General features: G+C 35.6%; 29 protein-coding genes and 1 pseudogene. 9 read left to right on the top strand and 21 right to left on the bottom strand.

The features are described 5' to 3' along the window. Positions 1–83: 83 nt before the first annotated feature. Positions 84–488: a MerR family transcriptional regulator gene (locus JFU54_RS15180; RefSeq protein ID WP_012261301.1), complete on the bottom strand. Its 405-nt coding sequence runs from the start codon at positions 486–488 to the stop codon at positions 84–86. Positions 489–722: 234 nt separating this feature from the next. On the opposite strand from JFU54_RS15180, the gene JFU54_RS15175 reads away from it, so the two are divergent. The 5 genes from JFU54_RS15175 (at position 723) to JFU54_RS15155 (ending at position 5,592) form a co-directional block, all read left to right on the top strand. Further along, positions 723–1,496 carry a glycosyltransferase family 2 protein gene (locus JFU54_RS15175; RefSeq protein WP_078176817.1) on the top strand — a complete coding sequence of 258 codons (774 nt, stop codon included), beginning with the start codon at positions 723–725 and terminating at the stop codon, positions 1,494–1,496. Positions 1,497–1,611: 115 nt separating this feature from the next. Then, a complete protein-coding gene (gene rfbF / locus JFU54_RS15170) occupies positions 1,612–2,379 on the top strand; it encodes a glucose-1-phosphate cytidylyltransferase (RefSeq protein ID WP_201065045.1) in 768 nt (255 codons plus the stop codon). Between the two features lies 1 nt (position 2,380). Next, the gene (gene rfbG, locus JFU54_RS15165; RefSeq protein WP_088039846.1) at positions 2,381–3,436 is read left to right on the top strand and encodes a CDP-glucose 4,6-dehydratase; all 1,056 of its coding nucleotides are present in this window, start codon (positions 2,381–2,383) and stop codon (positions 3,434–3,436) included. Positions 3,437–3,448: 12 nt separating this feature from the next. Next, positions 3,449–4,672 (top strand): class I SAM-dependent methyltransferase, encoded by a 1,224-nt coding sequence (locus JFU54_RS15160; protein ID WP_088039847.1) that lies wholly within the window; start codon positions 3,449–3,451, stop codon positions 4,670–4,672. Beyond that, positions 4,669–5,592, top strand: a complete 924-nt coding sequence (locus JFU54_RS15155; RefSeq protein WP_201065042.1) for an NAD-dependent epimerase/dehydratase family protein — start codon at positions 4,669–4,671, stop codon at positions 5,590–5,592. Before JFU54_RS15160 ends, JFU54_RS15155 begins: the two co-directional genes overlap by 4 nt. Here JFU54_RS15155 and JFU54_RS15150 read toward each other — a convergent pair. Further along, positions 5,561–6,346: a glycosyltransferase family 2 protein gene (locus tag JFU54_RS15150; protein WP_088039848.1), complete on the bottom strand. Its 786-nt coding sequence runs from the start codon at positions 6,344–6,346 to the stop codon at positions 5,561–5,563. The two genes, JFU54_RS15155 and JFU54_RS15150, sit on opposite strands and share 32 nt — an antisense overlap. 492 nt (positions 6,347–6,838) lie before the next feature. Here JFU54_RS15150 and JFU54_RS15145 point away from each other — a divergent pair, with 492 nt between their 5' ends. Further along, the gene (locus JFU54_RS15145) at positions 6,839–7,726 is read left to right on the top strand and encodes a DMT family transporter (RefSeq protein WP_201065039.1); all 888 of its coding nucleotides are present in this window, start codon (positions 6,839–6,841) and stop codon (positions 7,724–7,726) included. Between the two features lie 22 nt (positions 7,727–7,748). Here JFU54_RS15145 and JFU54_RS15140 read toward each other — a convergent pair whose 3' ends face one another. Both JFU54_RS15140 and JFU54_RS15135 read right to left on the bottom strand, forming a co-directional pair. Then, entirely contained in the window at positions 7,749–8,285 is a 537-nt protein-coding gene (locus JFU54_RS15140; protein WP_201065036.1) for a hypothetical protein, read from the bottom strand. Positions 8,286–8,306: 21 nt separating this feature from the next. Beyond that, on the bottom strand, positions 8,307–9,161 hold the full coding sequence (locus JFU54_RS15135) for a pentapeptide repeat-containing protein (protein WP_201065033.1): 855 nt from the start codon (positions 9,159–9,161) through the stop codon (positions 8,307–8,309). Positions 9,162–9,356: 195 nt separating this feature from the next. Between JFU54_RS15135 and JFU54_RS15130 the strand changes: the two genes are divergently transcribed. Further along, positions 9,357–9,530, top strand: a complete 174-nt coding sequence (locus JFU54_RS15130) for a DUF1272 domain-containing protein (RefSeq protein WP_201065030.1) — start codon at positions 9,357–9,359, stop codon at positions 9,528–9,530. Between the two features lie 70 nt (positions 9,531–9,600). Here the strand turns inward: JFU54_RS15130 and JFU54_RS15125 are convergent, their stop codons facing one another. The 10 genes and pseudogenes from JFU54_RS15125 to JFU54_RS15080 all read right to left on the bottom strand — a co-directional run bounded on the left by JFU54_RS15125 (position 9,601) and on the right by JFU54_RS15080 (position 19,862). Continuing rightward, positions 9,601–10,662, bottom strand: a complete 1,062-nt coding sequence (locus JFU54_RS15125; RefSeq protein ID WP_201065613.1) for a lactonase family protein — start codon at positions 10,660–10,662, stop codon at positions 9,601–9,603. Positions 10,663–10,781: 119 nt separating this feature from the next. Next, positions 10,782–12,323: a gluconokinase gene (gene gntK, locus JFU54_RS15120; RefSeq protein WP_201065610.1), complete on the bottom strand. Its 1,542-nt coding sequence runs from the start codon at positions 12,321–12,323 to the stop codon at positions 10,782–10,784. A gap of 157 nt (positions 12,324–12,480) precedes the next feature. Next, positions 12,481–13,149 carry a fructose-6-phosphate aldolase gene (gene fsa / locus JFU54_RS15115; RefSeq protein ID WP_201065028.1) on the bottom strand — a complete coding sequence of 223 codons (669 nt, stop codon included), beginning with the start codon at positions 13,147–13,149 and terminating at the stop codon, positions 12,481–12,483. 51 nt (positions 13,150–13,200) lie between these two features. Further along, a complete protein-coding gene (gnd, locus tag JFU54_RS15110) occupies positions 13,201–14,094 on the bottom strand; it encodes a phosphogluconate dehydrogenase (NAD(+)-dependent, decarboxylating) (RefSeq protein WP_002033317.1) in 894 nt (297 codons plus the stop codon). Positions 14,095–14,189: 95 nt separating this feature from the next. Next, a complete protein-coding gene (gene zwf, locus JFU54_RS15105; RefSeq protein WP_002142544.1) occupies positions 14,190–15,674 on the bottom strand; it encodes a glucose-6-phosphate dehydrogenase in 1,485 nt (494 codons plus the stop codon). A gap of 490 nt (positions 15,675–16,164) precedes the next feature. Continuing rightward, the gene (locus JFU54_RS15100; RefSeq protein WP_002199830.1) at positions 16,165–16,641 is read right to left on the bottom strand and encodes a heme-degrading domain-containing protein; all 477 of its coding nucleotides are present in this window, start codon (positions 16,639–16,641) and stop codon (positions 16,165–16,167) included. A gap of 348 nt (positions 16,642–16,989) precedes the next feature. Beyond that, complete coding sequence (locus JFU54_RS15095; protein ID WP_098636513.1) at positions 16,990–17,556, bottom strand: SGNH/GDSL hydrolase family protein; 567 nt, start codon at positions 17,554–17,556, stop codon at positions 16,990–16,992. Between the two features lie 16 nt (positions 17,557–17,572). After that, on the bottom strand, positions 17,573–18,397 hold the full coding sequence (locus JFU54_RS15090) for an MBL fold metallo-hydrolase (protein WP_201065025.1): 825 nt from the start codon (positions 18,395–18,397) through the stop codon (positions 17,573–17,575). A gap of 29 nt (positions 18,398–18,426) precedes the next feature. Continuing rightward, positions 18,427–18,984, bottom strand: a complete 558-nt coding sequence (locus tag JFU54_RS15085; protein WP_201065022.1) for a DUF7010 family protein — start codon at positions 18,982–18,984, stop codon at positions 18,427–18,429. Positions 18,985–19,016: 32 nt separating this feature from the next. Beyond that, a pseudogene (locus JFU54_RS15080) lies at positions 19,017–19,862 on the bottom strand (phosphotransferase family protein). A gap of 174 nt (positions 19,863–20,036) precedes the next feature. Here JFU54_RS15080 and JFU54_RS15075 point away from each other — a divergent pair. Next, positions 20,037–20,246 carry a hypothetical protein gene (locus JFU54_RS15075; protein ID WP_000801639.1) on the top strand — a complete coding sequence of 70 codons (210 nt, stop codon included), beginning with the start codon at positions 20,037–20,039 and terminating at the stop codon, positions 20,244–20,246. 35 nt (positions 20,247–20,281) lie between these two features. On the opposite strand, the gene JFU54_RS15070 is transcribed toward JFU54_RS15075, so the two are convergent. The 6 genes from JFU54_RS15070 to JFU54_RS15045 all read right to left on the bottom strand — a co-directional run bounded on the left by JFU54_RS15070 (position 20,282) and on the right by JFU54_RS15045 (position 25,621). Beyond that, entirely contained in the window at positions 20,282–21,181 is a 900-nt protein-coding gene (locus JFU54_RS15070; protein WP_098636509.1) for a PhzF family phenazine biosynthesis isomerase, read from the bottom strand. Further along, positions 21,178–21,969 carry a GNAT family N-acetyltransferase gene (locus JFU54_RS15065; protein ID WP_201065020.1) on the bottom strand — a complete coding sequence of 264 codons (792 nt, stop codon included), beginning with the start codon at positions 21,967–21,969 and terminating at the stop codon, positions 21,178–21,180. The genes JFU54_RS15070 and JFU54_RS15065 overlap by 4 nt, the downstream gene beginning before the upstream one ends. Then, positions 21,966–22,670 (bottom strand): SDR family NAD(P)-dependent oxidoreductase, encoded by a 705-nt coding sequence (locus JFU54_RS15060; RefSeq protein ID WP_088039858.1) that lies wholly within the window; start codon positions 22,668–22,670, stop codon positions 21,966–21,968. Before JFU54_RS15060 ends, JFU54_RS15065 begins: the two co-directional genes overlap by 4 nt. Continuing rightward, positions 22,667–23,230, bottom strand: coding sequence for a GNAT family N-acetyltransferase (locus JFU54_RS15055; protein ID WP_061689120.1), 564 nt, complete (start codon positions 23,228–23,230; stop codon positions 22,667–22,669). Before JFU54_RS15055 ends, JFU54_RS15060 begins: the two co-directional genes overlap by 4 nt. Positions 23,231–23,374: 144 nt before the next feature. Further along, the gene (locus tag JFU54_RS15050) at positions 23,375–24,877 is read right to left on the bottom strand and encodes a class I adenylate-forming enzyme family protein (protein WP_201065018.1); all 1,503 of its coding nucleotides are present in this window, start codon (positions 24,875–24,877) and stop codon (positions 23,375–23,377) included. A gap of 210 nt (positions 24,878–25,087) precedes the next feature. After that, positions 25,088–25,621 (bottom strand): NAD(P)H-dependent oxidoreductase, encoded by a 534-nt coding sequence (locus JFU54_RS15045; RefSeq protein WP_201065016.1) that lies wholly within the window; start codon positions 25,619–25,621, stop codon positions 25,088–25,090. A gap of 124 nt (positions 25,622–25,745) precedes the next feature. On the opposite strand from JFU54_RS15045, the gene JFU54_RS15040 reads away from it, so the two are divergent. Next, the gene (locus JFU54_RS15040; protein ID WP_201065014.1) at positions 25,746–26,069 is read left to right on the top strand and encodes a winged helix-turn-helix transcriptional regulator; all 324 of its coding nucleotides are present in this window, start codon (positions 25,746–25,748) and stop codon (positions 26,067–26,069) included. A gap of 248 nt (positions 26,070–26,317) precedes the next feature. On the opposite strand, the gene JFU54_RS15035 is transcribed toward JFU54_RS15040, so the two are convergent. Further along, the gene (locus JFU54_RS15035; protein WP_000661861.1) at positions 26,318–26,584 is read right to left on the bottom strand and encodes an ArsR/SmtB family transcription factor; all 267 of its coding nucleotides are present in this window, start codon (positions 26,582–26,584) and stop codon (positions 26,318–26,320) included. Positions 26,585–26,680 lie beyond the last annotated feature (96 nt).

The following is a 26,680-nucleotide window of genomic DNA, read 5'->3' as shown; positions in this document are numbered from 1 at the left end:
CCTGTATACTATAATGTTTTCTTATTTGTTCGTTAGAAAACATAGCCCGATACAAAAATTAAAGAGGTCGGATTTCACTTATTCTATAATAATAGAGCAAGTGTCTGTATTAAAGCTGTCGTTTGACCAGATAAAGATTTCGATATTTTTTCACGTTGTGAATCAGTCAATTCATCTAAAAGCGGCTTTAACTCCGTTAACTCTGCTTCTAATCGATGAATATGGTCTGTCACTTCATTCACTTGTTTCGAAACGTGTTCATTGATACCGAGCAGCTTCTTCTCCTCGATTTTCTCTTTAATCTCACAAAGCGGCATATGCATTTCTTTGCACTTCTCAATAAATTGTAATGTCTCAAATGCTGTTTCGTCGTAATAGCGATAATTAGATTGAGATCGCTCCGCTTTTAAGATACCTAGATTCGTATAATAATCAATCGTTCGTTTCGACACGTGAGCCATGAGAGCCAACTGTCCGATTCGATACACCTTCCCAACGATCTTCCCCCCTTGTTTATATTACTATTATCATACAATACATAAACTGTACAGTCAAACGTGATGGTTATCATTCACAAATTTCACAAATTTCACAAATTTCTAAATTTCATCCTTTATTAATAAAAACAATTAATCTATAACTATACAGCTTTTTCCTTTCAACCTTTCTTATTTAACAGCATACCTTACTAATAACGATTGCTTGTATAGGAGGAGATTAATATTAAAAAAACTATCATTTCTCATTTTTATAATGAAGAATACCTACTTCCATGGTGGCTTATGCATCATACAAAAATATTTGATCACGGCATATTAATTAATAGAGGTTCTACTGATCGTTCCGTAGAGATTTGTAAATTATTCGCACCCCACTGGGAAGTGCGAGATTCCAGATTTCTTGAGTTTGATCCAACAAATACTGATATTGAAGTGATGGGAATTGAAAGAGAAATTTCAGGTTGGAAAATCGTTTTAAATACTACTGAATTCTTTTGTTGTAATAATACAGAAGAGTTTTTCTCATCTCTTCATGCACTAGGACAAAATATGTATGCGATTAGAATGATTTTAATGATAGATAGCCATAAGTACAATTATTCAAAGCCAAGATACTCTATCCCATTAGTAGAACAACGATACCACGGCGTCTTCCCTTATAACCCAAAACTCGGATGTGCCTGGAGATTTATTCACAATCATCTAGATGGTGCATATTTACCTGGTAGACATTATTCGCGGCACGGGAATATAGTTTATGACTATCCTTCATTTATTTTAAAATTTTATTTTAGCCCTTGGAATGAACAGTCAAAGGCAAGAAAATTACAAATTACACCTACCCTTTCAAAAATAGGTGTTCAAATGGGACTCCAAACACATTACGGTCAATCTCCTGAAGAACTGGAAACACGTTTTTTAGAGCTTAGTAACGTAACTCAAGACCTCCGTAATAATCCTGAATATCAAGAATTATTTCCAAAGTTTAAACCATAATGTTTTTTGCATGGTCATCACCTCACACCATTTCATCCGCTTAATCAAAAACAATCTCATTTGCATAAAATATGAATACTGTATATATTATAAATTTTTATTTTAGGAGGAAAAAATGAAAGCTGTTATTCTTGCAGGTGGATACGGTACAAGAATTGGGGAAGAAACACATTTAAAACCAAAACCTATGATTGAGATTGGAACAAAACCTATTCTATGGCACATTATGAGTTTGTTTAGCCATTATGGGATCACTGAGTTTATTATTTGCTTAGGCTATAAAGGATATGCAATTAAAGAGTTTTTTCTAAATTACAACTTACACATGTCAGATTTCACAATACATTTAAGCGATAACACAATTACTAGCCATTCTCATCCTATAGAACCATGGAAAGTTACATTAATTGATACTGGTCTAAATACCGAAACAGGTGGACGAGTTAAAAAGATAAAAAATTATGTTGGAGACGAACCTTTCTGTCTCACTTATGGTGATGGATTAAGTAATGTAAATATAAAAGAACTCATTGCATTTCATAAAAAACACAACAAAATGGCTACTGTTACTGCCGTACAACCACCAGGCAGATTTGGTTCTCTCGTATTAGATAAACAGTCTGTAACATCCTTTCAAGAGAAGCCACTCGGGGATGGCGGATGGGTTAACGGTGGATTTTTCGTTTTAAATCCTGATATTTTCAATTACATTAGTGGAGATAAGTCTGTTTTTGAAACAGACACTTTAGTTCAGTTAGTAAACAAAAACGAATTGGCCTCATATCAACATACTGGTTTTTGGCATCCAATGGATACATTGCGCGATAAAAATAAATTAGTCGAGCTATGGGAAAGTAATAACGCTCCGTGGAAGGTTTGGTAATATGGCTTCATCATCTTTTTGGAATAAGAAAAAAGTATTTATTACTGGACATACTGGCTTTAAAGGCTCATGGCTTACCCTTTTTTTAACTTCATTAGGTGCAGAAGTAGTTGGCTATTCTTCTCACCCCCCATCCATCCCTAACCTTTTTGAACAATGTAACGTATCAAAAGAGTGCATAACAATTAAAGGCGATATTACAGATTACGATTCTTTATTCCATGCCCTGAAACAGCATAACCCTGACATACTATTTCATTTAGCAGCTCAGCCAATCGTCACCACTTCATACAAAAATCCTATCGAAACATTTAAAACGAATGTTTTAGGTACTGTTCACGTATTAGAAGCAGCAAAACATATAGAAAGTATACGTGGCATCATTAATGTTACAAGTGATAAATGCTATGAAAATGAAGGGAGCGGTAACCGGGCATTCGCGGAAACTGATCGACTAGGAGGTTTCGACCCTTATAGTGCTAGTAAAGCTTGTGCTGAACTAGTTGCAGCATCATATCAAAAATCTTTTTTTCACACGAACACCCTTTCACTCGCCTCAGTAAGAGCAGGCAATGTCATCGGTGGTGGTGATTGGGCAGAAAATCGCTTATTCCCAGATATCATTCGTGCATATTCACAAGACCGTCCTTTAAGTATTCGAAACAAAAATGCTATCCGACCGTGGCAACATGTTTTGGATCCTTTACATGGATATATCCTTTTAGCTGAGAAACTTTGGAAGTATAAAGAGTATGCAGAAGCATGGAATTTCGGACCAATTAACGAGGCTAACAGAACCGTCCATGATGTCATTCAATCTGTAATAAAATTATGGAATAAACCATTAACAATACTTTCTCCCACTATAAATACTCCTTATGAATCACCTATTTTAACACTCGATAGTACAAAAGCAGTAAATAAACTGGACTGGACTCCTAAGCTATCCACAGAAAATGCTATCGCTTGGACCGTTGAATGGTACGAAAAATATGCATCCGGTGAAAATATAGAATCATTCACACGACAACAAATCGATGCATTCAAAAATTTATAAGGAGGCTATAAAATGGAACAAAAAAAATGCCGTTTTTGCCACTCATTGTTAAAAGATACTTTTATAGATTTAGGTGTTTCCCCTCTCGCTAACTCATTTGTAGCTCCAGAAAACTCATATAAAATGGAACCTTTTTATCCACTGCATACATTTGTTTGTAACTCTTGTTTACTTGTACAATTAGATGAATTTGAATCTCCGCACAACATTTTTCATGACTATTTATACTTCAGCTCTTACTCCTCCAGTTGGCTACTTCACGCCAAACAATATGTTGAAATGGCAATTAAGCGTTTCAACTTAACAAACCATTCGAAAGTAATTGAAATCGCAAGTAACGACGGATACTTATTACAATACTTTCAAAAAGAACAAATCGAAACTTTAGGAATTGAGCCAGCAAAAAATGTGGCGGAAATCGCTATCAAAAAAGGAATCCCTACTGAAGTGAATTTTTTCAGCAATGACTTAGCAAAAAAATTACCGCAAGCAGATTTAATCGTCGCAAATAACGTATTAGCACACGTACCGAACTTGCATGATTTTGTTGCCGGTTTAAAAACGTTATTAAAACAAGATGGCACGATAACAATTGAATTCCCGCACTTATTAAACCTCATATCCTTTAAACAGTTTGATACTATTTACCATGAGCACTTCTCCTATTTCTCACTTATAAGTCTTCAAAAAGTTTTAGCTTATCATCATTTACAAATTGTCGATGTAGAAGAACTTTCAACACACGGTGGTTCCTTGCGTGTTTTTGTAAACCATCATAGTGACTCATCCACTATTCATTCTAGTGTTACAAACTTAATCCAAAAAGAAGTAGATTACGGGCTAGATACATTAGATTGCTATCTCCTTTTTTCTAAACGCATCGAACAATTGAAAATAAATATTTTAAAGTTTTGTATCGAAGCAAAAGCTTTAAACAAACAAATTATCGGTTACGGTGCTCCAGCTAAAGGAAACACCCTTTTAAATTATTGCGGGATAGGCAAAGAATTTCTAGCTTATACAGTAGATAAAAACCCTCACAAACAAAACCTCCTTCTACCAGGAACCCGCATACCAATAAAATCTCCAGAAGAAATTAAACGTACAAAACCTGATTACATTCTCATACTCCCTTGGAATTTGAAAGATGAAATTATGAAAGAATGCCCTTTCATTCGTGAATGGGGGGGCAAATTTTTAGTAACAATTCCAGAAGTTGAGGTACTTGAGCCATGAAAAAAATCCTTGTAACAGGCGGTAGTGGATGGATTGGTAAATATGTTGTAAATTCTCTTATACAAAAGGGCTATGAGGTGCACGCCACTTACAATACAAATAAGCCTTCTCACCTTTCTTGCCATTGGCATAAAGTAAACTTACTTTGCGATGAAGAAGTAAAAAAACTCATTTACGACATTAAACCTAGTCATCTCATTCATTTAGCTTGGGAAGCAGTGCCGCCAGCGTGTTATGTATCTATTAATAATTACTATTGGCTTACGTGCAGTATCTCATTGATTCAACACTTCACATCATGCGGTGGAAAGCGAGTCATTGTTGCAGGTACTGGCGCAGAGTATGAATGGTTTAACGGCGTACTATTTGAAGATTCACCGCTTCTTTCCTATAAAACACCGTATTCATTATGTAAAAATGCACTACACTCTTGGCTACAATCATACGCTGAGCAAACCGGCCTCAGCATGTGTTGGGGCCGCATCTTTCATATGTATGGCCCTCACGAACAAGGGAATCGGCTCGTTTCTAACATTATCACTTCCTTATTAAAAAATGAGGAAGCACTATGTACACATGGAAAACAATCAAGAGATTTCCTCCATGTGAGCGACGTCGCTGATGCTCTCTTAACAGTATTAGAACATGGCGTTACAGGCACAATCAATATCGCTTCTGGTCAATCTGTACAAATTAAAAAATTAGCTTCTATCATTGCTAAAAAGTTAGGAAAAGAACATTTAATTAAACTAGGTGCGATTCCTTTCTCTAAAGATGAACCTTTATTCGTCGGCATTAATGTAGAGCGTTTAAAAACTGAAGTAAACTGGAAACCAACATACGATCTAAATACTGGGATCGAAGAAACAATTTTATGGTGGGAATCATTTATAAAAAAGCATAACGATACGCACCACTAAAACGCAGATCCTTTGCTCCTCCCGCTAGTTCTCTATACCATGCTTCTAATTTTTCAGGTGTAATAATATGATGCGTTCCCATTCCCCCATGCTTACTAGCTTCAGAAAGAGTCGGACCAATTTGTAATTTTCTCTTTCTCATCGCATCGTTCCACGGACTAAATCCAAACCATAATATGCAAGCAAGAGGCGGATAAATCATAGATTCATGCGCGGATAAATGTCTTCCAACCGTATAACTTCCGTGTTCATGATTATGAATAAATCTACCTCTTCTCCATAACGCCCAATCTTCTGGTAAATAACCGTGAAATCGCTGTTTCATTAAAGGTATTCCAAAGTTAAGGTCCGGATAATTATAGTTAAGATTATCGACCATAATAAGCCCTTCCAGCCAATACATCCTCCCTCCCAATTCATTTAGTGATTTCCAAAACTGATTCTTATCCTGCACACAAAGAAACTCAGTCGTATTTAAAATCATTTTCCAACCTTCTACTTCTTGTTCCGCCCTCATCACTTCATGATCTGTCGCTATTGCATCAAACTCTGGATTTGTAGAATCTCGCACTTCCCAATGCGGTGCGAATTTTTTACAAATTTCAACCGAACGATCTGTAGAACCTTTATTAATTAAAATACCATGATCAAACAGTTTCGTATGATGCACAAGCCACCACGGCAATAAATACTCTTCGTTATAAAAATGGGAAATAACGGTTGTAGTAATGTAAATCTCCTCCTCTTTCTCTATTAATCTACTTTTTCATCCTACTCTTAATATACTTATCAGTTATGTAATTGGTTTCTTTTATTTTAAAAATATGTTTTTCTACCATATACTATGCTTTCTTAGACAACCACCATTTTCTAAAGAATCAACTCCGTACAATAACCATCCCAATAAACTGAAAATTGAGTTATAATATCATTATAAAATTATGAAGGAGGAATGCGCTCATGTACTACAACACTTCATTCGAAAACGACCAACCTGTAGGCCGTCTATAAACTAAGACGGGCATTCATATAATAAAGTGAAACTTTAATCAGTGGGGGGCTTTATTCCCCACTGATTATTGGTTGAACCAATCGGGCATATACGGGCAGTTGATCCCCCGCCTAACTTCTTTGCTTTCGCTGAACTTTGAGGTAGGGGTCTTACTGCCCGTTAATGCGGGACACATACACTTTGCCTCGTCTTAGGGAACTCATAATACCCTAAAAATAGACGGAGGTAGTTTACATGAAACAAACAATTTTAGGAGCTATATGTTTATCACTAGCAGCAAGTATTTGGGGCGGTATGTACGTCGTTAGTAAATACGTACTCGACTTTATTCCTCCACTTACACTCGTTTGGCTACGCTTTATTATCGCTTTTGTTGTTTTATATGCGATTTTGAAAACAACTGAAAAAAAGCAAAAGAAAAAAGTACCCATACACAAAAAAGATTGGCTATTATTCGCTTGGATTGGATTCATCGGGTATTTCATTTCGATCACATGTCAATTTATCGGAACAAAATTATCCGATGCTCATACAGGCTCCTTAGTGACATCAGCTACACCTGCATTTATGGTTATATTTGCAGCGTTCATTTTAAAAGAGAAACTAACTGCTCGTAGACTTTTATCAACTATAATAGCGACAATCGGTGTCATTATCGTTATCGGATGGGATATTGAAATCGGCTCCTATTTTATCGGTACAATCATTTTAGTTGGAGCCGCTATTACGTGGGCTTTACTATCCATTTATGTAAAAATCGCTTCCGCTCGATTTTCATCTTTAATTATTACAACGCACGCAATATTCTTTTCACTCTTTTTCATTACACCGTGCATGGTATGGGAACTCCAATCAAGTCCTATTGAACATATAAACATGTACGTATTATTAGGCGTACTCTATTTAGGAATCGTCTCAACCGCAGGTGCATTTTTTCTTTGGAATAAAGGGTTAGAATTAATGGATGCTAGCATCGGTTCATTATTTTTCTTCTTTCAGCCTATCGTTGGTTCGCTACTTGGCTGGCTCCTGTTAAATGAGACGTTAAACAGTAACTTTTTCATTGGTGGTATCCTTATTATATGCAGTGTTATAATTACTACTTTTGAAAAGCAAAAATAGTATAAAAAAAACAGGCAGAGACTTAGTCTCTGCCTGTTCGCATAATTGGGTCTTGATCATGGAATCCTATACAAATTGGTATACTGCTTTGTACTCCACTACATGCACTTATAAAACTACACACTGTTCTTGCGATTAAATATAGAGTAATACCTACAGCCTTTTCATCTGAATCAAAGCCATTTTCACCATAAATATCAGCTAACTCTCCTAAAGATGGTCCTTTTATTTCATCCGTCCAATCACTGGCCCAATCATCATCCTCTACTTCAAGAAACATGTAATCGTCACAAACATAGAACTGACTATCCCACTCATTATCAAGATCATACTCAAAATAAATTGCCTTCGCTTCTTCACTTTCAGCAATTTCTAACGCTTCTTTCAAACCTATCCTCATACTTTCCTTGTATGAATCTAATGGAATCAATTTAATGCGCTCCGCATCCTCACTTGACGCTAGTGTGCGACAAATATCATAATACTTCAATTCTATTTGAGATACTGATAACAAAAATACATCTTCCTGCATTTCCTCTAAATGCTGAAAAATATCCACACTATTACAACTCCCTACACTTTACGCACTCCAATGTGCTGGACGAGACAACACTTTCGGTAATTTCGTATGTTTGTCCCCTTTCGCCGCATTAATTTGAACTTGCGTAAGAAAAATACTATTCGTAAAATCTGCCCCTCTAATATCTGCATCACGCAAATCTGCTCCAATGAGATCAGCTCCGCGTAAGTCTGTACCATTAAGGTTAGCCGCAATTAAATACGCCCCTCTTAAATTGGCTCCTTGTAAATCTCTCTTTTTTAAATTCGCTCCCATAAGGTCTGCACCTCGGTGACTGATTCGTTTTTTACGTGCATCATTCATTTCTTTCCAAACTAATTCACTCGTCTCTAAAAGGAGAATGTTCACTTCTGCACGGTGTAATGGCACATTTACTTCCATTAACTCATCTGGACTTAAATTAGAAAGACGCTCAGTCTCTTCAATTGCTTCCTTCAGCTCTTTATGAATTGTCTGCGTCGCCTTTAATAGAATAGCCTCATTCAAATACCAAAGTATTTCATGAAGTTGATGCATTACCGGAAAAGCATCATACATTTTTCTCGCATGCTGAGCATCTTTCCGCCAATCAATTCCTTTAAACGTAACTTGAGAAATCTTTTGTCCAGCACCGAAACATTCAAATACTGTACAACCTTTATAGCCTTTTCCTCTAAGATCTCTATGTATACTACATTTATAATCTGATTGTAAATTTGTACAAGGTTTACCACCATCTTTATTCACCGCGAAATCTACTGATGCTGCAAACGGTAATGCCACACAACATAATCCAAAACATTTTTCACAATCCGCTTTTAAACTATTGTAATTTACATCCTCTTCTACACGAAAATAGTCGTTATTATTAGTCAAAATATATACCCCCTGTCGTCTTTTGACTATTTCATAATATTCCAACTGCACTAAATAATCAATTTAAAAACAAATGGACCTATTTCATTGCAAACAACAACATAATCCATCTATTTCTTTTCATTTAAAAAGGACACCCATTACAATAGTAATTATAATTAAATTACGAACTTTCAAATAATAAGGAGGATTACGATGGCATTAGAAATGAAAACAAACTGTCAAATTTGCGATCATTCCCTTCAGTCCGATTCTGAAGCATACATATGCGTGTATGAATGTACATTTTGTGCACCATGTACAGAGGAAAGACAAAACGTTTGCCCGAATTGTGGCGGCGAACTAGTACGTAGGCCGAAGAAGAAATAGAAAAAAGCAAAGCGATATCGCTTTGCTTTTTTCTGTTTTTGGGGTATATAGAAATTCTACCAATCATAAATTAAACGTTTAAAAACTTAACACAAACAGGCTCTGGTACAACAACATCAGATTGTAACAGTGTTAACTTCCCTGTCGTTTCATTTCTTGAAAATAGCACAAGATTATGTGACTTTTCATTTGTAGCAATAAGAAATTTTCCAGTAGGATCTAACACAAAGTCCCTCGGCCAATTTCCTTCTGTAGATGTATGTTCCACAAATGTAAGCTGACCTGAATTTTGATCCACACTGAAAACAGCAATACTATTATGACCACGATTCGCTACATATACAAAACGGCCATCAGAAGAAATATGAATAGCACTTCCTTGACTATTTCCATCAATCTCTTCTGGAACAGTAGAAATATACTGCAACTCTGTAAAAGACCCTTCTTCCGGATGATATGTTAACACAATGACTTCCGAACTAAGTTCAGTCATCACATAAGCGTACTTTCCGTCCGGGTGAAAAGTAATATGCCTTGGACCGCTTCCTGGGTTCACAGACAAGCTATTCACTTCTTTTAATGTACTATCTTTTATTCCATACGTAATTATTTTATCAATCCCTAAATCAACACCTACCACATATTTTTCATCAGGAGTATACCCCGCGTAATGTGCATGTGGTTTTTCTTGTCTTTCTTTATTTGGACCTGAACCTTCATGTGCCATAATAGATGAAGTAGGATTTACAATTCCATTTTCTTCATCTACTTCAAAAGACTCAATCGTTCCTTTATGGTAATTTGCTGTAACTACCGTATGGTTTCCACTATCCACACTAATATGACAAGGAGAAGCCCCTACTACTACTTGTCTATTTTGTTCCTCTAGCTCTCCAGTATGACTATTAATCGAATAAGCAGCTACACCACCAGCTTCTCCTTCCTTTACAACAGAATAGAGATATTGATTACTTTTGCTAATCGTTACATATGTAGGGTTATCCAGCTTAGCCGCAAGTGTTACATTACTAACTTTTTGCGCTTCCGTATTTAAAGTAAAAGTATATATTCCTTCACTATTTTCTTTCGTGTAAGTTCCAACATATCCAATAAACCCTTTGTTATCCGTCATTTTCATAACCCTCTCCCTATAGTTTTTGTTCATCACACTTCTTACTAAGCAACCTAAAACTATTATTCATTGAAAGAGTACCTCTTTATACGCTACCATATTTTTCTGCCAAATAGCCTCTAAACCCACTTTTTCTGAAAAGCTGCTATACTTTCATATTCTTCTTCCAAGTGACGGGCCAAACGAATATAGATCGGTGTTAAATCTTTATATTTCTCCACACTTTCCATGTTTGGCTCATGATAAAAATTGGCACCTACCATATTAGAAACTACATGTAATGTATCTACTTCACCTAAGCTATATAAACCGAGGATTGCCGCTCCTAGGCAAGAACTTTCGAAACTTTCAGGAACGTATACGTCTTGATGAAAAATATCCGCCATCATCTGTCTCCAAAGTTCTGACCTTGCAAAACCACCTGTCGCTTGAATTTTTTTCGGTTCGCCAATTAGTTCTTTTAACGCAAGAAGAACTGTATACAAGTTATAAATGATCCCCTCTAAAACAGCACGTATAAGATGCTCTTTCTTATGATGTAGTCCAAGCCCAAAGAAAGATCCCCGCGCATTCGCATTCCATAAAGGAGCTCTTTCGCCTGCTAAATATGGATGCAATAATAAACCGTCAGATCCAGGATTCACTTTTGCCGCTATTTCCGTAAGCACTTCATATGGATCTTTTCCTAAACGCTTCCCATGCTCAACTTCTAACGTACATAATTGGTCGCGAACCCACCTAAAAATCATACCACCATTATTAACCGGTCCACCAATTACCCAAAGGTCCTCAGTTAACGCATAACAAAAAGTCCTACCTTTCGGATCCGTTACAGGATGATTTGTGACAACTCGCACTGCACCGCTCGTACCAATTGTAATAGCAACTACTCCAGGTTCTATTGCATTTACACCTAAATTCGATAGTACCCCATCACTCGCACCGATTATAAAAGGAGTAGCAACAAGTACATTCATCTCTCTTGCAAGTTCTTCATTTATCCCTATTAAACTGTGCGTCGTTGGAACAACTGTAGATAACTTTTCATCGGTAATTCCTGCAACACGAAGAGCTTCCTCATCCCATTTTAAAGATTTCAAATTGAACATTCCTGTTGCTGATGCAATAGAATAATCAATTACATATTCCTTAAATAACTTATAGAAAACATACTCTTTAATAGAGATGAATTTATAGCTTTTTGCAAACAACTCATCATGTTCATTCTTAAGCCAAACTAATTTCGAAAGTGGTGACATAGGATGGATTGGTGTTCCAGTACGAAGGTAAATTTCATGACCATTCATATCATTCTTTATTTTTTCTGCCCAGCTGGCGCTTCTATTATCTACCCAAGTGATACATCTCGTTAACGGCTTCCCTGCTTCGTCTACAGCAATGACACTATGCATTGCCGAACTAAAAGAAACACAAAGAATATCAACTGGCTGCACATTACTTGATTGTATAGTTTCTTTAATCGTATGTATGACCGCTTGAAAAATCTCTTCTGGATCTTGTTCTGCTGTTTCTGGTGCGGGAGAATATAAAGGATATTCAATCCCATGACTTGCAATAACTGATCCATCAATCGAAAACAAAACTGATTTTGTACTAGTTGTCCCAATATCTACACCAATCATATATTTCGAGCTCACTATGTAACCCCTTTCAAATTATTCCTATAACAAAAGAGCACCATGATGTATACAAAAAAGACGCTCCCTTATGAGAGCTACGTTTTAATAAGCTTCTCTCTCATAAGGAGGTCCTTTTCATAACTATAGTGCTATTTTGAAAAGTGAAATCTTCATTTCATTATAACTTAGGCGCTTTCGCCCAATCCGCAGCAAACTTTTTAATACCTTGATCTGTTAGTGGATGCATAGCAAGTTGTTCAATGACTTTATAAGGAATTGTTGCAATGTGAGCACCTGCCATCGCTACACGAGTGACATGGTCTGGGTGTCTGACAGAAGCCGCAATAATTTGTGTATCTAATTGATGAACATCGAATAATTCAGCAATTTTAGCAACTAATAATACGCCATCTTCAGAAATATCATCTAAGCGACCTAAAAATGGAGAAACGTACGTTGCACCTGCTCGGGCAGCTAAAAGAGCTTGGTTCACAGTGAAAATAAGTGTAACGTTCGTTTTCACACCTTTTTCTGTAAGATAGCGACAAGCTTCTAATCCTGCTAATGTCATCGGAAGTTTTATCGTGATGTTTTTATCACCACCGTTAATTTTAATTAGTTCTTCTGCTTGGGAGATCATTTCTTCAGCTGCAACAACATCTGGAGTTACTTCTGCCGAAACAGATTCAACGTTAGGTACTGCCTGACAAATTTCTGCAATACGGTCTTCAAACTTAATGCCCTCTTTCGCTACTAAAGAAGGATTCGTTGTAACGCCAGCTAAAACCCCTAGTTTATATGCCTTTTTTATGTCCTCAAGATTTGCAGTATCGATAAAAAACTTCATGATTCATTCCCTCCATTTTTTAAACGCTAACGAGTTATAATTTTAAAATGTTTATTTCTTTTCTACTGCATGTCCGCCAAATTCATTGCGCAGAGCTGCTACAACTTTTCCTGTAAACGTATCATTGTCTAATGAGCGGTAGCGCATTAATAAAGACATCGCGATAACAGGAGTTGCTGTTTGAAGGTCTAATGCTGTTTCTACTGTCCATTTCCCTTCACCAGAAGAATGCATAACGCCCTTAATTTCATCCAGTTTTGCATCTTTAGAAAATGCATTTTCAGTTAATTCCATTAACCAAGAGCGAATGACTGAACCGTTGTTCCATACTTTTGATACTTTTTCATAATCGTAGTCAAATTCACTCTTCTCTAAAACCTCAAATCCTTCACCAATAGCAGCCATCATTCCGTATTCAATTCCGTTGTGAATCATTTTTAAAAAGTGACCACTACCAGCTTTGCCAGCATATAAGTATCCATTTTCTACAGCTGTATCTCGGAAGATAGGTTCAACGATGTCCCAAGCTTCTTGGTCTCCTCCGATCATGTAACAAGCACCATTTCGAGCACCTTCCATTCCGCCAGAAGTTCCTGCATCCATAAAGTGAATGCCATCTGTCTTTAGTTGCTCATATCGGCGAATAGACTCTTTATAATGTGAATTCCCAGCTTCAATTAAAATATCTCCTTTTGATAACAACGGTGTAACCTCATTAATAACAGAATCAACAACAGCGTGCGGAACCATTACCCAAAGAATTCTTGGTGATTCCAATGATTGAACGAGTTCGCTTAAACTAGATACACCTGTAGCACCATACTCTTTCATTTCTTCCACCGCACTCGTATTTAAATCGAATGCAGCTACTTCATGTTTATGATCCATTAAATTCTTCCCTAAATTTAATCCCATTTTACCTAAACCAATTAATCCTACTCTCATAATATAATTCCTCCTTGAATTACCTTTCATCATAAATACATGTTAATAAAATGATGAATATCTTTTTTCATATTGCTTTACTTATAAGAATGTACTTATTTTTTCAATCCTTCATCTAACCACCATTTAAATTCACTTTCTTGTAATAGAGCATGAGCAGTATCCGGACCATACGAGCCAGACTCATATTCATGAAGAGGTAACAAATTTTCTTCGAATGCTTCAAGTATTGGCTGCACCCACTCCCACGACAACTCAACTTCTCTCCAATGTGCAAAGAATGTAGAATCTCCGCATACAGCATCATAGATAAGCCTTTCGTAGGCTTCAGGTATTCCCACCCCTGTTTGCTCACAAGTAAAATGAATACGGATCGGTTCAAGCTCTCCATTGTTCAATGGATTTTTACTATTTAATTGGAGTGAAACATTTTCATTTGGGCTAATTTCAATGATTAACAAATTAGGCTCTGCATTTGGATTACTATCTTGATATTGCTGTTTTAATGTATTTTTAAACTCAATTACAATACGAGTAGACTTTTCTTTCATTCTTTTTCCTGTTCGTATATAAAAGGGAACGTCAGTCCAAAATGGGTTATCGATCCATAGGCGAGCCGCAACAAATGTATCTGTTTGAGAAGAAGGATTTACTCCTGGCTCCTCCCTATACGCTACAACTTGTTGTCCTTTTATCTCCCCTGAAGCATATTGCCCGCGAACGATATGGTTCTGAACGTCTTCTTTTTTCACTTTACGAAGAGTCTCCATCACTTTTCGTTTTTCCTCACGAATTTCACATGCATTAATTTTTTCCGGCAAATTCATAGCAGTCATCATTAATATTTGCAACATATGATTTTGAACCATATCGCGAATGGCTCCTGCATGATCATAATATCCTGCCCTTTCTTCTACCCCAACCGTTTCACTAGCTGTTATTTGTACATTCGCAATATGTTCTTTATTCCAAATTGATTGGAGAACAGGATTTGCAAATTCAAGTGCTTCAATATTTTGAATCATCGGTTTACCTAAATAATGATCAATACGGTATATTTCGTCTTCTTCAAACGTTCGGCTAAGCTTATCATTCAGCTCTCGGGCAGATTTAAGGTCATGACCAAACGGTTTTTCAATCATCAGGCGCTTCCATCCATCCGTTTTATCAAGTCCACTTTCTTTAATATTTAAAGCAATTGTCTCAAAGAAGTCCGGAGTAACTGAAAGGTAGAACATTCTATTCCCTTGTATATTTTGTTCTTCTTCCCTTTCACGAACTACTTGTAATAACCTTTTATAATCTTCTGGCTTATTCACATCTAACGGACAATAACGAAAATACTCTAAAAAATCTTCTATTTTCGGAGTACCTTCTTCTCTGCGACGAGAAAAAGTTTCTATGGATTCTTTTATTCTTTTTTGAAAATCTAAATGAGATACTTCACGCCTTCCAAGCCCAATAACGGATATTCGCTTTGGAAGCTTTTGATCTCTATATAAGTTATATAGCGCGGGGTAAATTTTTCTTTTAGCTAAATCCCCTGTTGCTCCAAATAAAACAAAGGTCATTGATTCCAATTTCAGTCCCCCCTCGTGATGTATAGTCATTGTCACTATAGTAAAAATGCATTGTACAGAAGCTACTATTATTGTTGATCCAATCTTATTTCTTAACTTCTAATTTTTTATAGTTGTCGCTTTCTAATTGTCCCCAATATTAATAGTGGCAATTCAAAGCATTTTTACCACATTCTACTTACCTACCGTTACTTATATAAAATAACTTAATTATTAAAAGTAATTAAGTTATTTTATGTGTATCATATTAACTACATAGATTATAATCGTCAAGCAAAGTGTTTCGAATTGAAGATTTTTTATTTCATAATATCTTTAAATGGTTGTTTACTAGGAAAACGTTGACCCTTAGAATCCACGCTACATTCTCTTTGTACTTTTTAGGGATATCATCTCCCTGTCCATTTCCTTAAATAAATAATAAAAAGGCAAAAACGAACAGGAATATGTTCATTTTTGCCTTTTTATTTAACCTTTAAAATTACTTCTATTATTGATTTAAATGATTTTTAACTGCTCTTATAACCAATTCATGATCTACTTCTGGTGGTAATCCTGAGACTGTTATCATCCCAATAACCCCTACGTTTTTTATTTGGATAGGAAAGCATCCACCAAACGCAGCATATTCCGAGCCATCTAAACGGTATTTTTCATGATATGGAACTCCGCTTATCTCACTTTCTATCTGCATATAATACGAGCTATGATTATGCAGGGAAACGACCCGTTTTTTACGCTCAATCCATTTCGTATTTTCCTCAGTTGTCCCTGTCATCTTGAAATGAAATAATTGCACACCATTTTTTGCTATATCAACAGCAATCAATTTCCCCTCTCGCTTTGCTGTTTCAACGATAAATAAACCTAATTGCAAGGCATCTTCATTTGTAAAAGAGGAAAATTGAAGTGTTTCCTCCTCTATTAATATTTGTTTACTTATTTCACTCAAATTTGAAGTACTCATATCTTTAACCTCCCTAATCGTTTTATAAAGCATAGGCATTCTTTGGAACCACCAGGCCCTATAGTACCGTAAAGCTTGTTTTCTTCTTATTGGTGCTATTATGAATTATATTTAACACTTTAAAAATGTATGTACTTTAAAGTGCTATAGGTACTAAACATTTAGTACAAGAATTGTCTACTTCCTTGATTAATTAAAATATATTAAGGTGTTTGCATTTTTACAGTGCTACAATGTCCTTGCGAAAAGATACTATATTTTACTCGTGTGAATACCGAAAAAGCCAAATTAATACACGCGAATTCATTACAAGAAATACAAAAAAGCAAAGCGCCCACGCTTTGCTTCCTACAAAATCCCTTTTAACTTTTCACAAATTAACTTCGCTAAATATTCATAACCTTGTGGTCCGAAGTGTAAACCGTCTTTTTCATCATCTTCTACAAATCTCTTATAATCCTTTTCTTGAATCATTTCAGCGTACAAATTGAGAAAATGACTTCCTGTTTCTTTCGCCACTTCCTCAACCACGTCTGCATATTGACCGAGTACTTCATTCGTTCTATTATGTTGCCTTGCTTCATCAACTGGTGCAGGACTAATAAGTAATACTTTTTCTGGTGAGATCGTATTTACAATTCCCTCTAAATTTTCTTTGTACGACTGTAATGGAACTGGATCAAATAATACCGAATCATTCGTACCGATAAAAACTGTTACAAAGTCTGGTTCATGCGATAATACATCCTCTTCAATCCTTTGTAGTGCATCGAGCGTATTATCACCCGGAACACCTGCATTAACCACTTTCCAATTTGGAAACATCTCTTGCAAACGTGGTGTTAACCTCGGCGTTCCATCAAAAAATGTTTCATCAGCTGTAATACTATCGCCAAAGCATACTAACGTTTTCATTAATCTAGCACTCCTTTTACGTATGAAACAGCTTTCCTTCTATCGCTTTCACATATCTTTCCGCAGAACGTTCAACTGCCTCATTTGCATTTTCTTTTACTACTCGGTGAAAGGCGTTATATAGACGATTAAATTGTAACGGCTTCACTCGATTCGCCATCTCTTCCACTTTCCTTGCTGGTAGTGGAATTAAGTTCGGATAACTATACATGAAACTCACCCACTGTTGGTCCGCTACAACTTGAATAATATCACCTGTTAATACTATACCTTTCCCATCATTTCCTTCTTCCCAATGTAATACAGAACCGCCACTAAAATGCCCTCCGAGACGATGCACAGTAATTCCATCTGCTAATTGTAAAGACTCACCAGTCCAATAAATAATACGACTACTCGGGCGCATAACCCACTCTTTATCGTCTTCATGTATATAAATTGGTACATCGAACGTTTCTGCCCATTCTACTTGCGTTGAATAATAATGCGGATGCGACAGTGCAATCGCATCTAATCCGCCCCACTCTTTTATCTTCTCAATCGTCGTTTCATCTAAATAAGTAATACAATCCCACAGCAAACGATATGACTCTGTTTTTACTACAAATGCCGTCTGACCGATCGCAAATTCTGGTTTTGTCGTAATACTATAAAGCCCATTTTCTTCTTCTATAATTTCATTTTTATATGTATCACTCGTTTGCAAGTTTTCTAAAGTTGTCCATGACTGCCCTTTCGGATTAACATATTGTCTCTCCTCATCACAAATAACACAACTTACCGGTTCTTCCACACTCGCTGCATACTGTACTCCACACGTTGTACAAACGAAATTATTCATAGTTATTCCCCTATCCCTTTAATTTTTTATTAAGCTGATATTTGTTGATCGTTTTCTGCTTTTTTATTTTCAAGTGATACGCTTATAAGAGTAATAAAGTAGACAACTGTAACCGCCATAGGAATTACAATAAATCCTTTTTCCGCAAAAAGAATCCCACATACTGACGTTACTAATACAGTTCCTATTGATAAAAAACCATAACTTTTACTTTCATAAATCCATACATATGGTAAAAAATGAACACCTATTAACATCGCTACTACAAAAGGTAACCACTCCGGAAATTGAAAATATGCAAGTAATACAAACGGGATATTCAATACATTTATCCCACCAATTACTCCAGCTAAAGTCCCTAGCGGGTTTCCTTTCGCAAACATGTCAATTTTTAATATAGCAGCTATCATTAAGCCGAAAGGAAACACACAGCCCATACCAATTAAATATACCCACACAACTTGCTTTTCTGAAAGAAGAACACCCGTTATGCTCGCTACAATCCAAAATAAAAGACCAGCTATTATAACAGGAAATCCCTTCTTCGTTTTTTGTGCTAAATCTCTTTTTGCTTCTGAAATGTTCATTTCACTATCTCCCCCTCCCAATATTTGTGCTATCAAGTCGTCTCAATTTCGCCCATCCAATAACGCCAAGCTCCTAAGTAATCTTCTAAATCTTTTGGGTGGTGTCTTATACACGTATCTATACGTAAATATAAGCCTATGACTATTTCCTCATATAAATTTCGTTCTTTTTTATGAAATACACATTGTTTTATCACATAATCAATCGTTTCTTTTGTTACATCTTCTGGAGTTGAACAGAACGCGTAAATTAAATCATATATAGGATCTCCTAGTACTGGTAATGGATCAATTACTCCATACAGCTCATTCTCTTGGAATATAAAATTATGAAATCCGAAATCACCATGTAATAAAAATGGCTGATTTATTCCAGTCCCCCTATTTGGACTATTCGCTAGTTTAAGAACAATTCTATACTCTTCCTCACTTATGTAACGTCTTACATTTTCATAAGCTTCCATCACATTTGCCGTTTAAAATTCATTCCAAGATTGAACCGGACTTTCTTTCCATCCCCAGCCTTCTGCCCCTGGAACCATTTTATACTTATTGATAACTTCTTTTACAAGTGTACGAAGCGTACTTCGTTTATATCCTTGTTTACACGAAGTATTACCTTCAAGGAAAGAATACACGAAATATGTATGTAAAGGTTCCTTATACAAAAGCTTTGAAAATAAACTATTCTCCTCATAAAATGAGAGAAAATTAGCTTCTTCACGTATTACTTCCGCTTCATTCAGCTTTACTACATATTTTTCGTCCAACAAATATACAGTACTTGTCGTTCCTCCGTTCAACGATTTTACGCTATTTGGATCATGTGAAATAACTTTCTCCTTAACTAGTTGTGTAGCAATTATTGAAATGTCCATTCTCTCACCCTTTAATTCCGAAGATTCCCTCAATTAAAAGACAACTTTACTATTATTTGACAAACGAATAGGAAACCCCTTCCAAAATCTTAATATAACAAAAAATCATTTACTTTTATATTTCAAAAATAAGGAAATACTAACAACAACGTTACATACATATAGGAGGACAATATGAAACCTGAATTTTTAAAAGCTATACATGAAGCGATTGGAAATGTTGAGCATATTCATATAGAAGAAAGTGGTGCAGATAGTTTACTCATTCATCACGATGATGCACAGCAATTAAAACAAGTTGCTGAAACGTTAGAAAACAATAATTTCCGCTCTACTATTAGAACAGCTGGGGATGCTTCGTATATTGAAGTGTTGAACAGGTAAGAAGAAGTCCAGGTTATATACTGGGCTTCATTCTTTTATATTGAAATTTCAAACTCTTTTACATACACCGCTGTTCCAGCAATATCAATTTGTAAGTTATCATTTTCTACATCTTTCGTTACATAAACCATTACACGACCATCTTTATTTATTTCCTGTCCTTGCTCAACGATTAACTCCAGTTCATGGTCAAAATCTTTCTCCAAATACGTCGCATAATACGCTCCCATTACACCTGAAGCTGTTCCTGTCACTGGATCTTCAATCGTTCCAGAATAAGGTGATGAAAAATGACGACCGTGCATTTTTGCTTCTGCATCATATGTCTCTAAGCAAAGTGGATGAATCGCAGCCTTTGGCATTTCTTTTAGCACAGATGGAAATTCATTATTATTAGGTTTCATTCTTTCACATGCATCAATTTTTTTAATAGGTACAATTAAAGTCCAAATACCAGTATTTCCATATACAATCGGTAAATTTTCATCTAAATCATTCACTTCAAGACCAATACTGTGAGCTAATGCCTCTTTGGAACCTGCAAAACTTTGAAACTTAGGTATTGCTTGTCTCATTTTAATAAAAGTTTCCCCATTTTCATTCGCACCTATTTGTATTGGTAAAACCCCCGCCTTCGTTTCAATCGTTAAATTATGTTTCCCTCCCAATATTCCTCTTTTATGAAGTGCATATATTGTCCCTACTGTCGCATGACCACATAAATCATTTTCATGCCCAGGTGTAAAATAGCGAATTCTTATATCTGCTACTTCTGAAGAAAGAACGAAAGCTGTTTCGTTAAATCCAACCTTTTCAGCAATACGCTGCATTTTCTCTTCCGTTAATCCATCCGCCTCTAGTACAACACCTGCTGGATTTCCCATATTTGGTTTATTCGTAAATGCGTCGTAATGAAATACGTTTATGTTCTTCATTTACCTATCTCCTTACCCTTTTTAAATAATTTATAATAACTCTCTATCTCCGTTTTCACCGAACAATTATTTCTCCAAAATATCCTCTGCATCTTTTCATTTGAAGTATGTGTGCTTCCGATGTAATAAGTAGCCCCCATTTCCTTTAACATATGTAAAGATTGAAGATGCAGTTGGGAAGCAATTCCTTTCCCGCGATAATAAGGCATTACCCCAAAGTAAAATAATCGTCCTTCACTTTCTGTTCCAGGCTCTATATGCGGTATGGACAAACCAATCGGCTCATTTTTATCATAAAAAACAATGCATGACTTTTCCCAACCTTTACCTAACTCTGTTTGCACTGAATGCAAATGTTCATCGACATTCAGAATTGACGGTCGATTTCCTGATTCCAACATACATTGCTCCCAAATGCATGTGAATTCTCTTTCCGATAATGTCCCTTCTTCTATCGAACGATATGTATATTGTTTTTCAAGCGCCTCTATATTGTTCAACTCTCTACACACTTCTATCTTTGCCGCGTACAAATCAAAGCCCTCATCAAGTAATACTTTTACACTTGCGTTATAACTACTAAACCTTTTGTTTAATACAATACTCGCTCTTTTTAACTCCCAGTTAAAACAAACTTCTTCAAATCTACTTACCTTTTCTTTGTAAGTTTGTGCGCTATAAAAAACATCTTCTTCTATTTCTTCAATCGTTACTGCATTTGGTAAACCATTTAATACTTTTCTCGAAGGACCAAATAAATTTTGGACAACTGTAAGATCGTACTTCACCACTTTATTTCACCTACACCCGGCTCAATAAACTTCCCTGAAACCTTCTCATTTGAATCTATTACCCAATCATATATATTTTGTGCTCCTTCAGCCGGAGTCATATTCGCATCAAAGGCACCAATGTCAGTCTTTAATTTTCCAGGGTGAATTGCGGTTACACGAATTCCTTTATTCTCAAACTCTTGTTGTAAGCAGAGCGTTAACATATTTTGTGCGGCTTTTGCGATCCGATATGAATATGAGAACTTACCTTGTGGAAACTCTTTGTTCGCCATTTTATGCAATGAACCTAAACGAGAGGATACATTTATTATTCTTGGTTGATTCGACTTAGTTAAAGCCACATATGTACCTTTTACAGCTCGAATAACTCCTAAGCAATGAACATTAAATAGTTCCATTAACTCTTCAGAATTTGTACGTAAAATCTCGGTTTCCTTACCAGTAATTCCAGCGTTATTTATAACTAGATCAATATACTTTGTATATTCCTCCAGCTGGTTCTTAATTTGCTCCGTACTCTCATCAATCGATAAGTCTGCTAATATAGGAAAACATCTAGAACTAAACATTTTCTTCAATTGCGTTACCGCAACCTCAGTTCTAACTAGCGGATAAACAATATGTCCATTTTCATGAAACACTTTCACTAGCTGTAACCCTAATCCACGATTTCCACCTGTAATAAGTACCCTCATATATCCATCTCCTTATTTTTATAATAAATAAGAAAATCTGCCCACTTACCATTCCCCATAGAAAATGCCTCTCTCGTACATTCAAATGAAAAACCAGCTCTTTCTGCAAGACGAATAGATGGCTCATTATCGATATGTATATGTAATTCGATTCTATGAAATTGAAGGCCATTAAAAAATAACGGCAGCGCAGCTATTACACTTTCTGCTCCGTATCCATTTTTCCAATGTTGATTATGAATAGAGTAACCCATCATCGCCCATTGATAGTCCATACGTAAAATTTTTATAAGTTCTAGCTTTCCAATATTGGCGCCATCTTCTTTCTGAAAAATACCTAGCACATACATTTCATCCCGTCGTGCCGCCTCATCAAATCCTCTTATCCATTCCGTAAACCATTCTTTCGTTGAAGACGACATGTCATGATAGCCATCATCGTATTTATATTGAGATGGTAACCTCTTATTGAATCCATCTAACCAACTTTCATAATCCTCTTTTTGAAATGGACGGATAATCAGTCTCTCTGTCTCTACTTGTAATAGTGGCAGCTTCATTTATATCTCTTCCTTTAATTATTAATTGAATATTCTTTATTATCTTACACAAAATACAAAATCTAGTAAATTATTATGTTTTTTATAAACAAGAATCCAGTTATGCTTTTTACATAACTGGATTCTTCATTATTTAATAACCTTTTATTTTACAAGAAAAACATCCCTTAATTCCCTCTTCAACACTTTCCCTAAAGCGTTTTTCGGTAATTCGTCCATAAATACAACTTCTGGTATTTTATAGCTTGCTAGTTTTTCTTTACAATGCTGAATAATCTCTTCTTCTGTTAAAGACGTTTGAATATCCTTTACAATGTAAGCTGTTGGAACCTCCCCCCAAAAGTCATTTGGAATCCCAACTACTGCAACTTCTAAAACGCCATTTATTTCATGAATTACATCTTCTACTTGATCTGGATATACGTTGTCACCACCGCGTACGATAACATCTTTATATCTTCCCATAATATGTAGAAATCCATCATCATCTATCATACCGGCATCACCCATGTTAAACCAATTATCTTTTACTACCTTCTTTGTTGCCTCTTCATTATTCCAATATCCTTTAAACATGTACGGGCTTTTCACGTGAATCTCTCCAACTTTATTTGTTGTTAGTTCATCACCTGTTTCTGGATGAACAATTTTCAACTCAACATGCTTAAGTGTTTTCCCTACAGAAGACATTTTTTCTTTTCCCATATTTGGATGCCAAGAAGTTACTACCCAACCTTCTGTACTCCCATAACCTTGCACCATATAAATGCCTTTTTCCATATATTTTCGAATGAGTGTTTCTGGCACTTTTGTACCACCACTTTGCGCTACTTTAAAGGCCGAAATGTTGCGCTCTTTATTATCTAATTCATCAAGCATGTAACTATAAACAGCTGGGAACGCAAGCATCGTAGTAATTTTCTCTTCTTCAATCTTATCCCAAATAAGAGTAGGATTCGAATCAGCTAAAAAGACCATCGTAACGCCATGATAAATACAATTTAAAATAGAAAGCACGCCACTCATATGAAACAATGGGTGCACTGATAAAAAGCGTTCACCTGCTGGAATTTCTCTTTGCCCCGCAATTTCAGTAAAATAATGGTGTAAGTTTTTATGACCAATTACACATGCTTTTGCCTGTCCAGTCGTTCCTGAAGTAAATAAGTAAATGGCATCATCATCTTCATGAACTTCCACATTCGGCTCTGTTATTGGCTGTTCCTTTAATTTTAATTCAAATGAGCCAAATCCTTCTTTTGTCGTCTCAATTACATAAGGAATTTCTTTAACTGCATTAATCTTTAATACAACTTCACTAAATTCATCATCAATAACTAATACTTTTAATCTCGCTTCTTTTACAATCGATTCTAATTCATAAGCTGTAAGCTGATGATTAAGCGGAATAAATATCGCTCCAATTTTTAAGCTTGCCATCATAACGCTTGGAAACGGATGATTATTTTTGCATAGAATTCCTATACGATCCCCTCTTTTCACACCGGTATGTAACAAATAATGTGCAAGCTGATTTACTCGTTCATTATACTGCTGAAACGAATACCTTTTCTCTCCACCGATAAGCGCTTCCAAATTTGGTGACTGCATTGCTCTTTTTTGTAATAATTGTCGCATCGTTCTCAAGTAAAACTCCCCTTTATATATGTTAGGGTTTTTATTTTACCAGATTAATTATTAATTTACTAAAGATTAAACTTGGTGAATTTAAATGAAGTGAATCTTTAGTCGATGTGGGGTGTTCATCCGACTGATTATTAGTCCACACCTTACGGGCTGTTAATGCGGGATAAACAAAAATAGCCATCTACTTAACAAGTAAATGGCTATTTCTCCTTATATATTAGAAAACTCCTTATTCATCACATATTTCACATACTCAGGTGCACTTTTGTCAATCTCTTCATCACTGATTTCATATTCCGCACCATATAAATAAAATGATGGTATAAATTCCATTCCTGTATATAAGCTCGTAGCGTGGAATGGTTTCGTTAATTCATCCATTGTAATTCCGCTATTTTTATAGTCTATTTCTAACCCACCTATAGAAATAGCTACACCTAATTCTTTCCCCTTCACTTTATCCCCTTTTGATCCGTAGGCAAATCCATATGTTAATACATCATCGAACCATTTTTTTAATAATGGTGGTGAGCTATACCAGTAGAGTGGAAATTGGAATATATATCGGTCGTGCTCTACTAACAGCTTTTGTTCTTCTTCAATATTAAATTCCCAATTTGGTGCCACTTTATATAATTCATGCACCGTTATTTCATCTGGACATTTCTCAAGTTCTTCTACCCATCTTTTATTAATTCGAGACTTTTCAATATCAGGATGTGCTACAATTACAAGTGTTTTCATATATTTTCTTCCCCCTTATAAATAATTCAAACGCTTTAGTATTAGTATGAATGAGTCACATATAATTGAAAAGTACGTACTTTAAAGTGCTATAGGAACCTTAAAGTACCTTTGGAGGTGTTATATGAATCAAAATGATAATTGCCCAATCGCAACGACACTCGACGTGATCGGTGGAAAATGGAAAATTCATATTTTATGTGTTTTGGTGGATGAAAAAATGCGAACAAATGAAATAAAACGAGAAATTCCAAACATTACACAAAAAGTTCTCACACAGCAACTTCGGCAACTTGAGGCTGATGGGATTATCCATCGTACTGTATATCAAGAAGTACCACCAAAGGTTGAGTACACAATAAGCGAACATGGAAAATCTTTAATGCAAATTATGGATGAACTATTTGAATGGGGAAAAGACCATCAGATCAAAAGATTAAATGACTAAAAAAAACTACCAAATTCTTTACATACTAGTGGGAATGGCACATCACTATCAAGCTAACAAAAAGACCCTAATAAAAAAACTTTCATTTTTATAATCCATTTAAACTTTAGCTTGATAGTGATACGGCAAGACCCTAATAAAGAAATGTATTAAACAAATTAAAAACAACAACACATACGACTAATGTTAATAAGAAAATTATAGTCGCTGAATTGCTTACTTAATTTTGAAATCTAAACAGTTACCCTTTAAGCCAAGCTTAATAATATCGCTTTTGTACGATTATCTGTTACTTCATAATAAATTTCTAATCCTTTCCGAGTACCTGTAACGACCTTTGTAGCTTTTAGTTTAGATAAATGTTGACTAATTGTACTTTGAGGCATTTGTAATGTTTCATACATTGTCGTTACGTTAATAGGACCTTTTGCAAGCATTATCTTTACTAATGATAAACGGACAGGATGCGCCAACACCTTTAATACTTCAGTGATTTCTTCATACATTTCTTTCATATTTTTTCTCCCCTTTTATATAACTATTAATGATATCCATATATATAATTCGAAAGGATATACGATTTTATGTCCGTCATTTTAAAAAAATGTTAA

Source organism: Bacillus sp. TH19 (genome assembly GCF_016651075.1).
GTDB classification, from domain to species: domain Bacteria; phylum Bacillota; class Bacilli; order Bacillales; family Bacillaceae_G; genus Bacillus_A; species Bacillus_A mycoides.
Note: the sequence above shows the minus strand (reverse complement) of the source record. Positions and strands in the feature narration are given on the sequence as shown.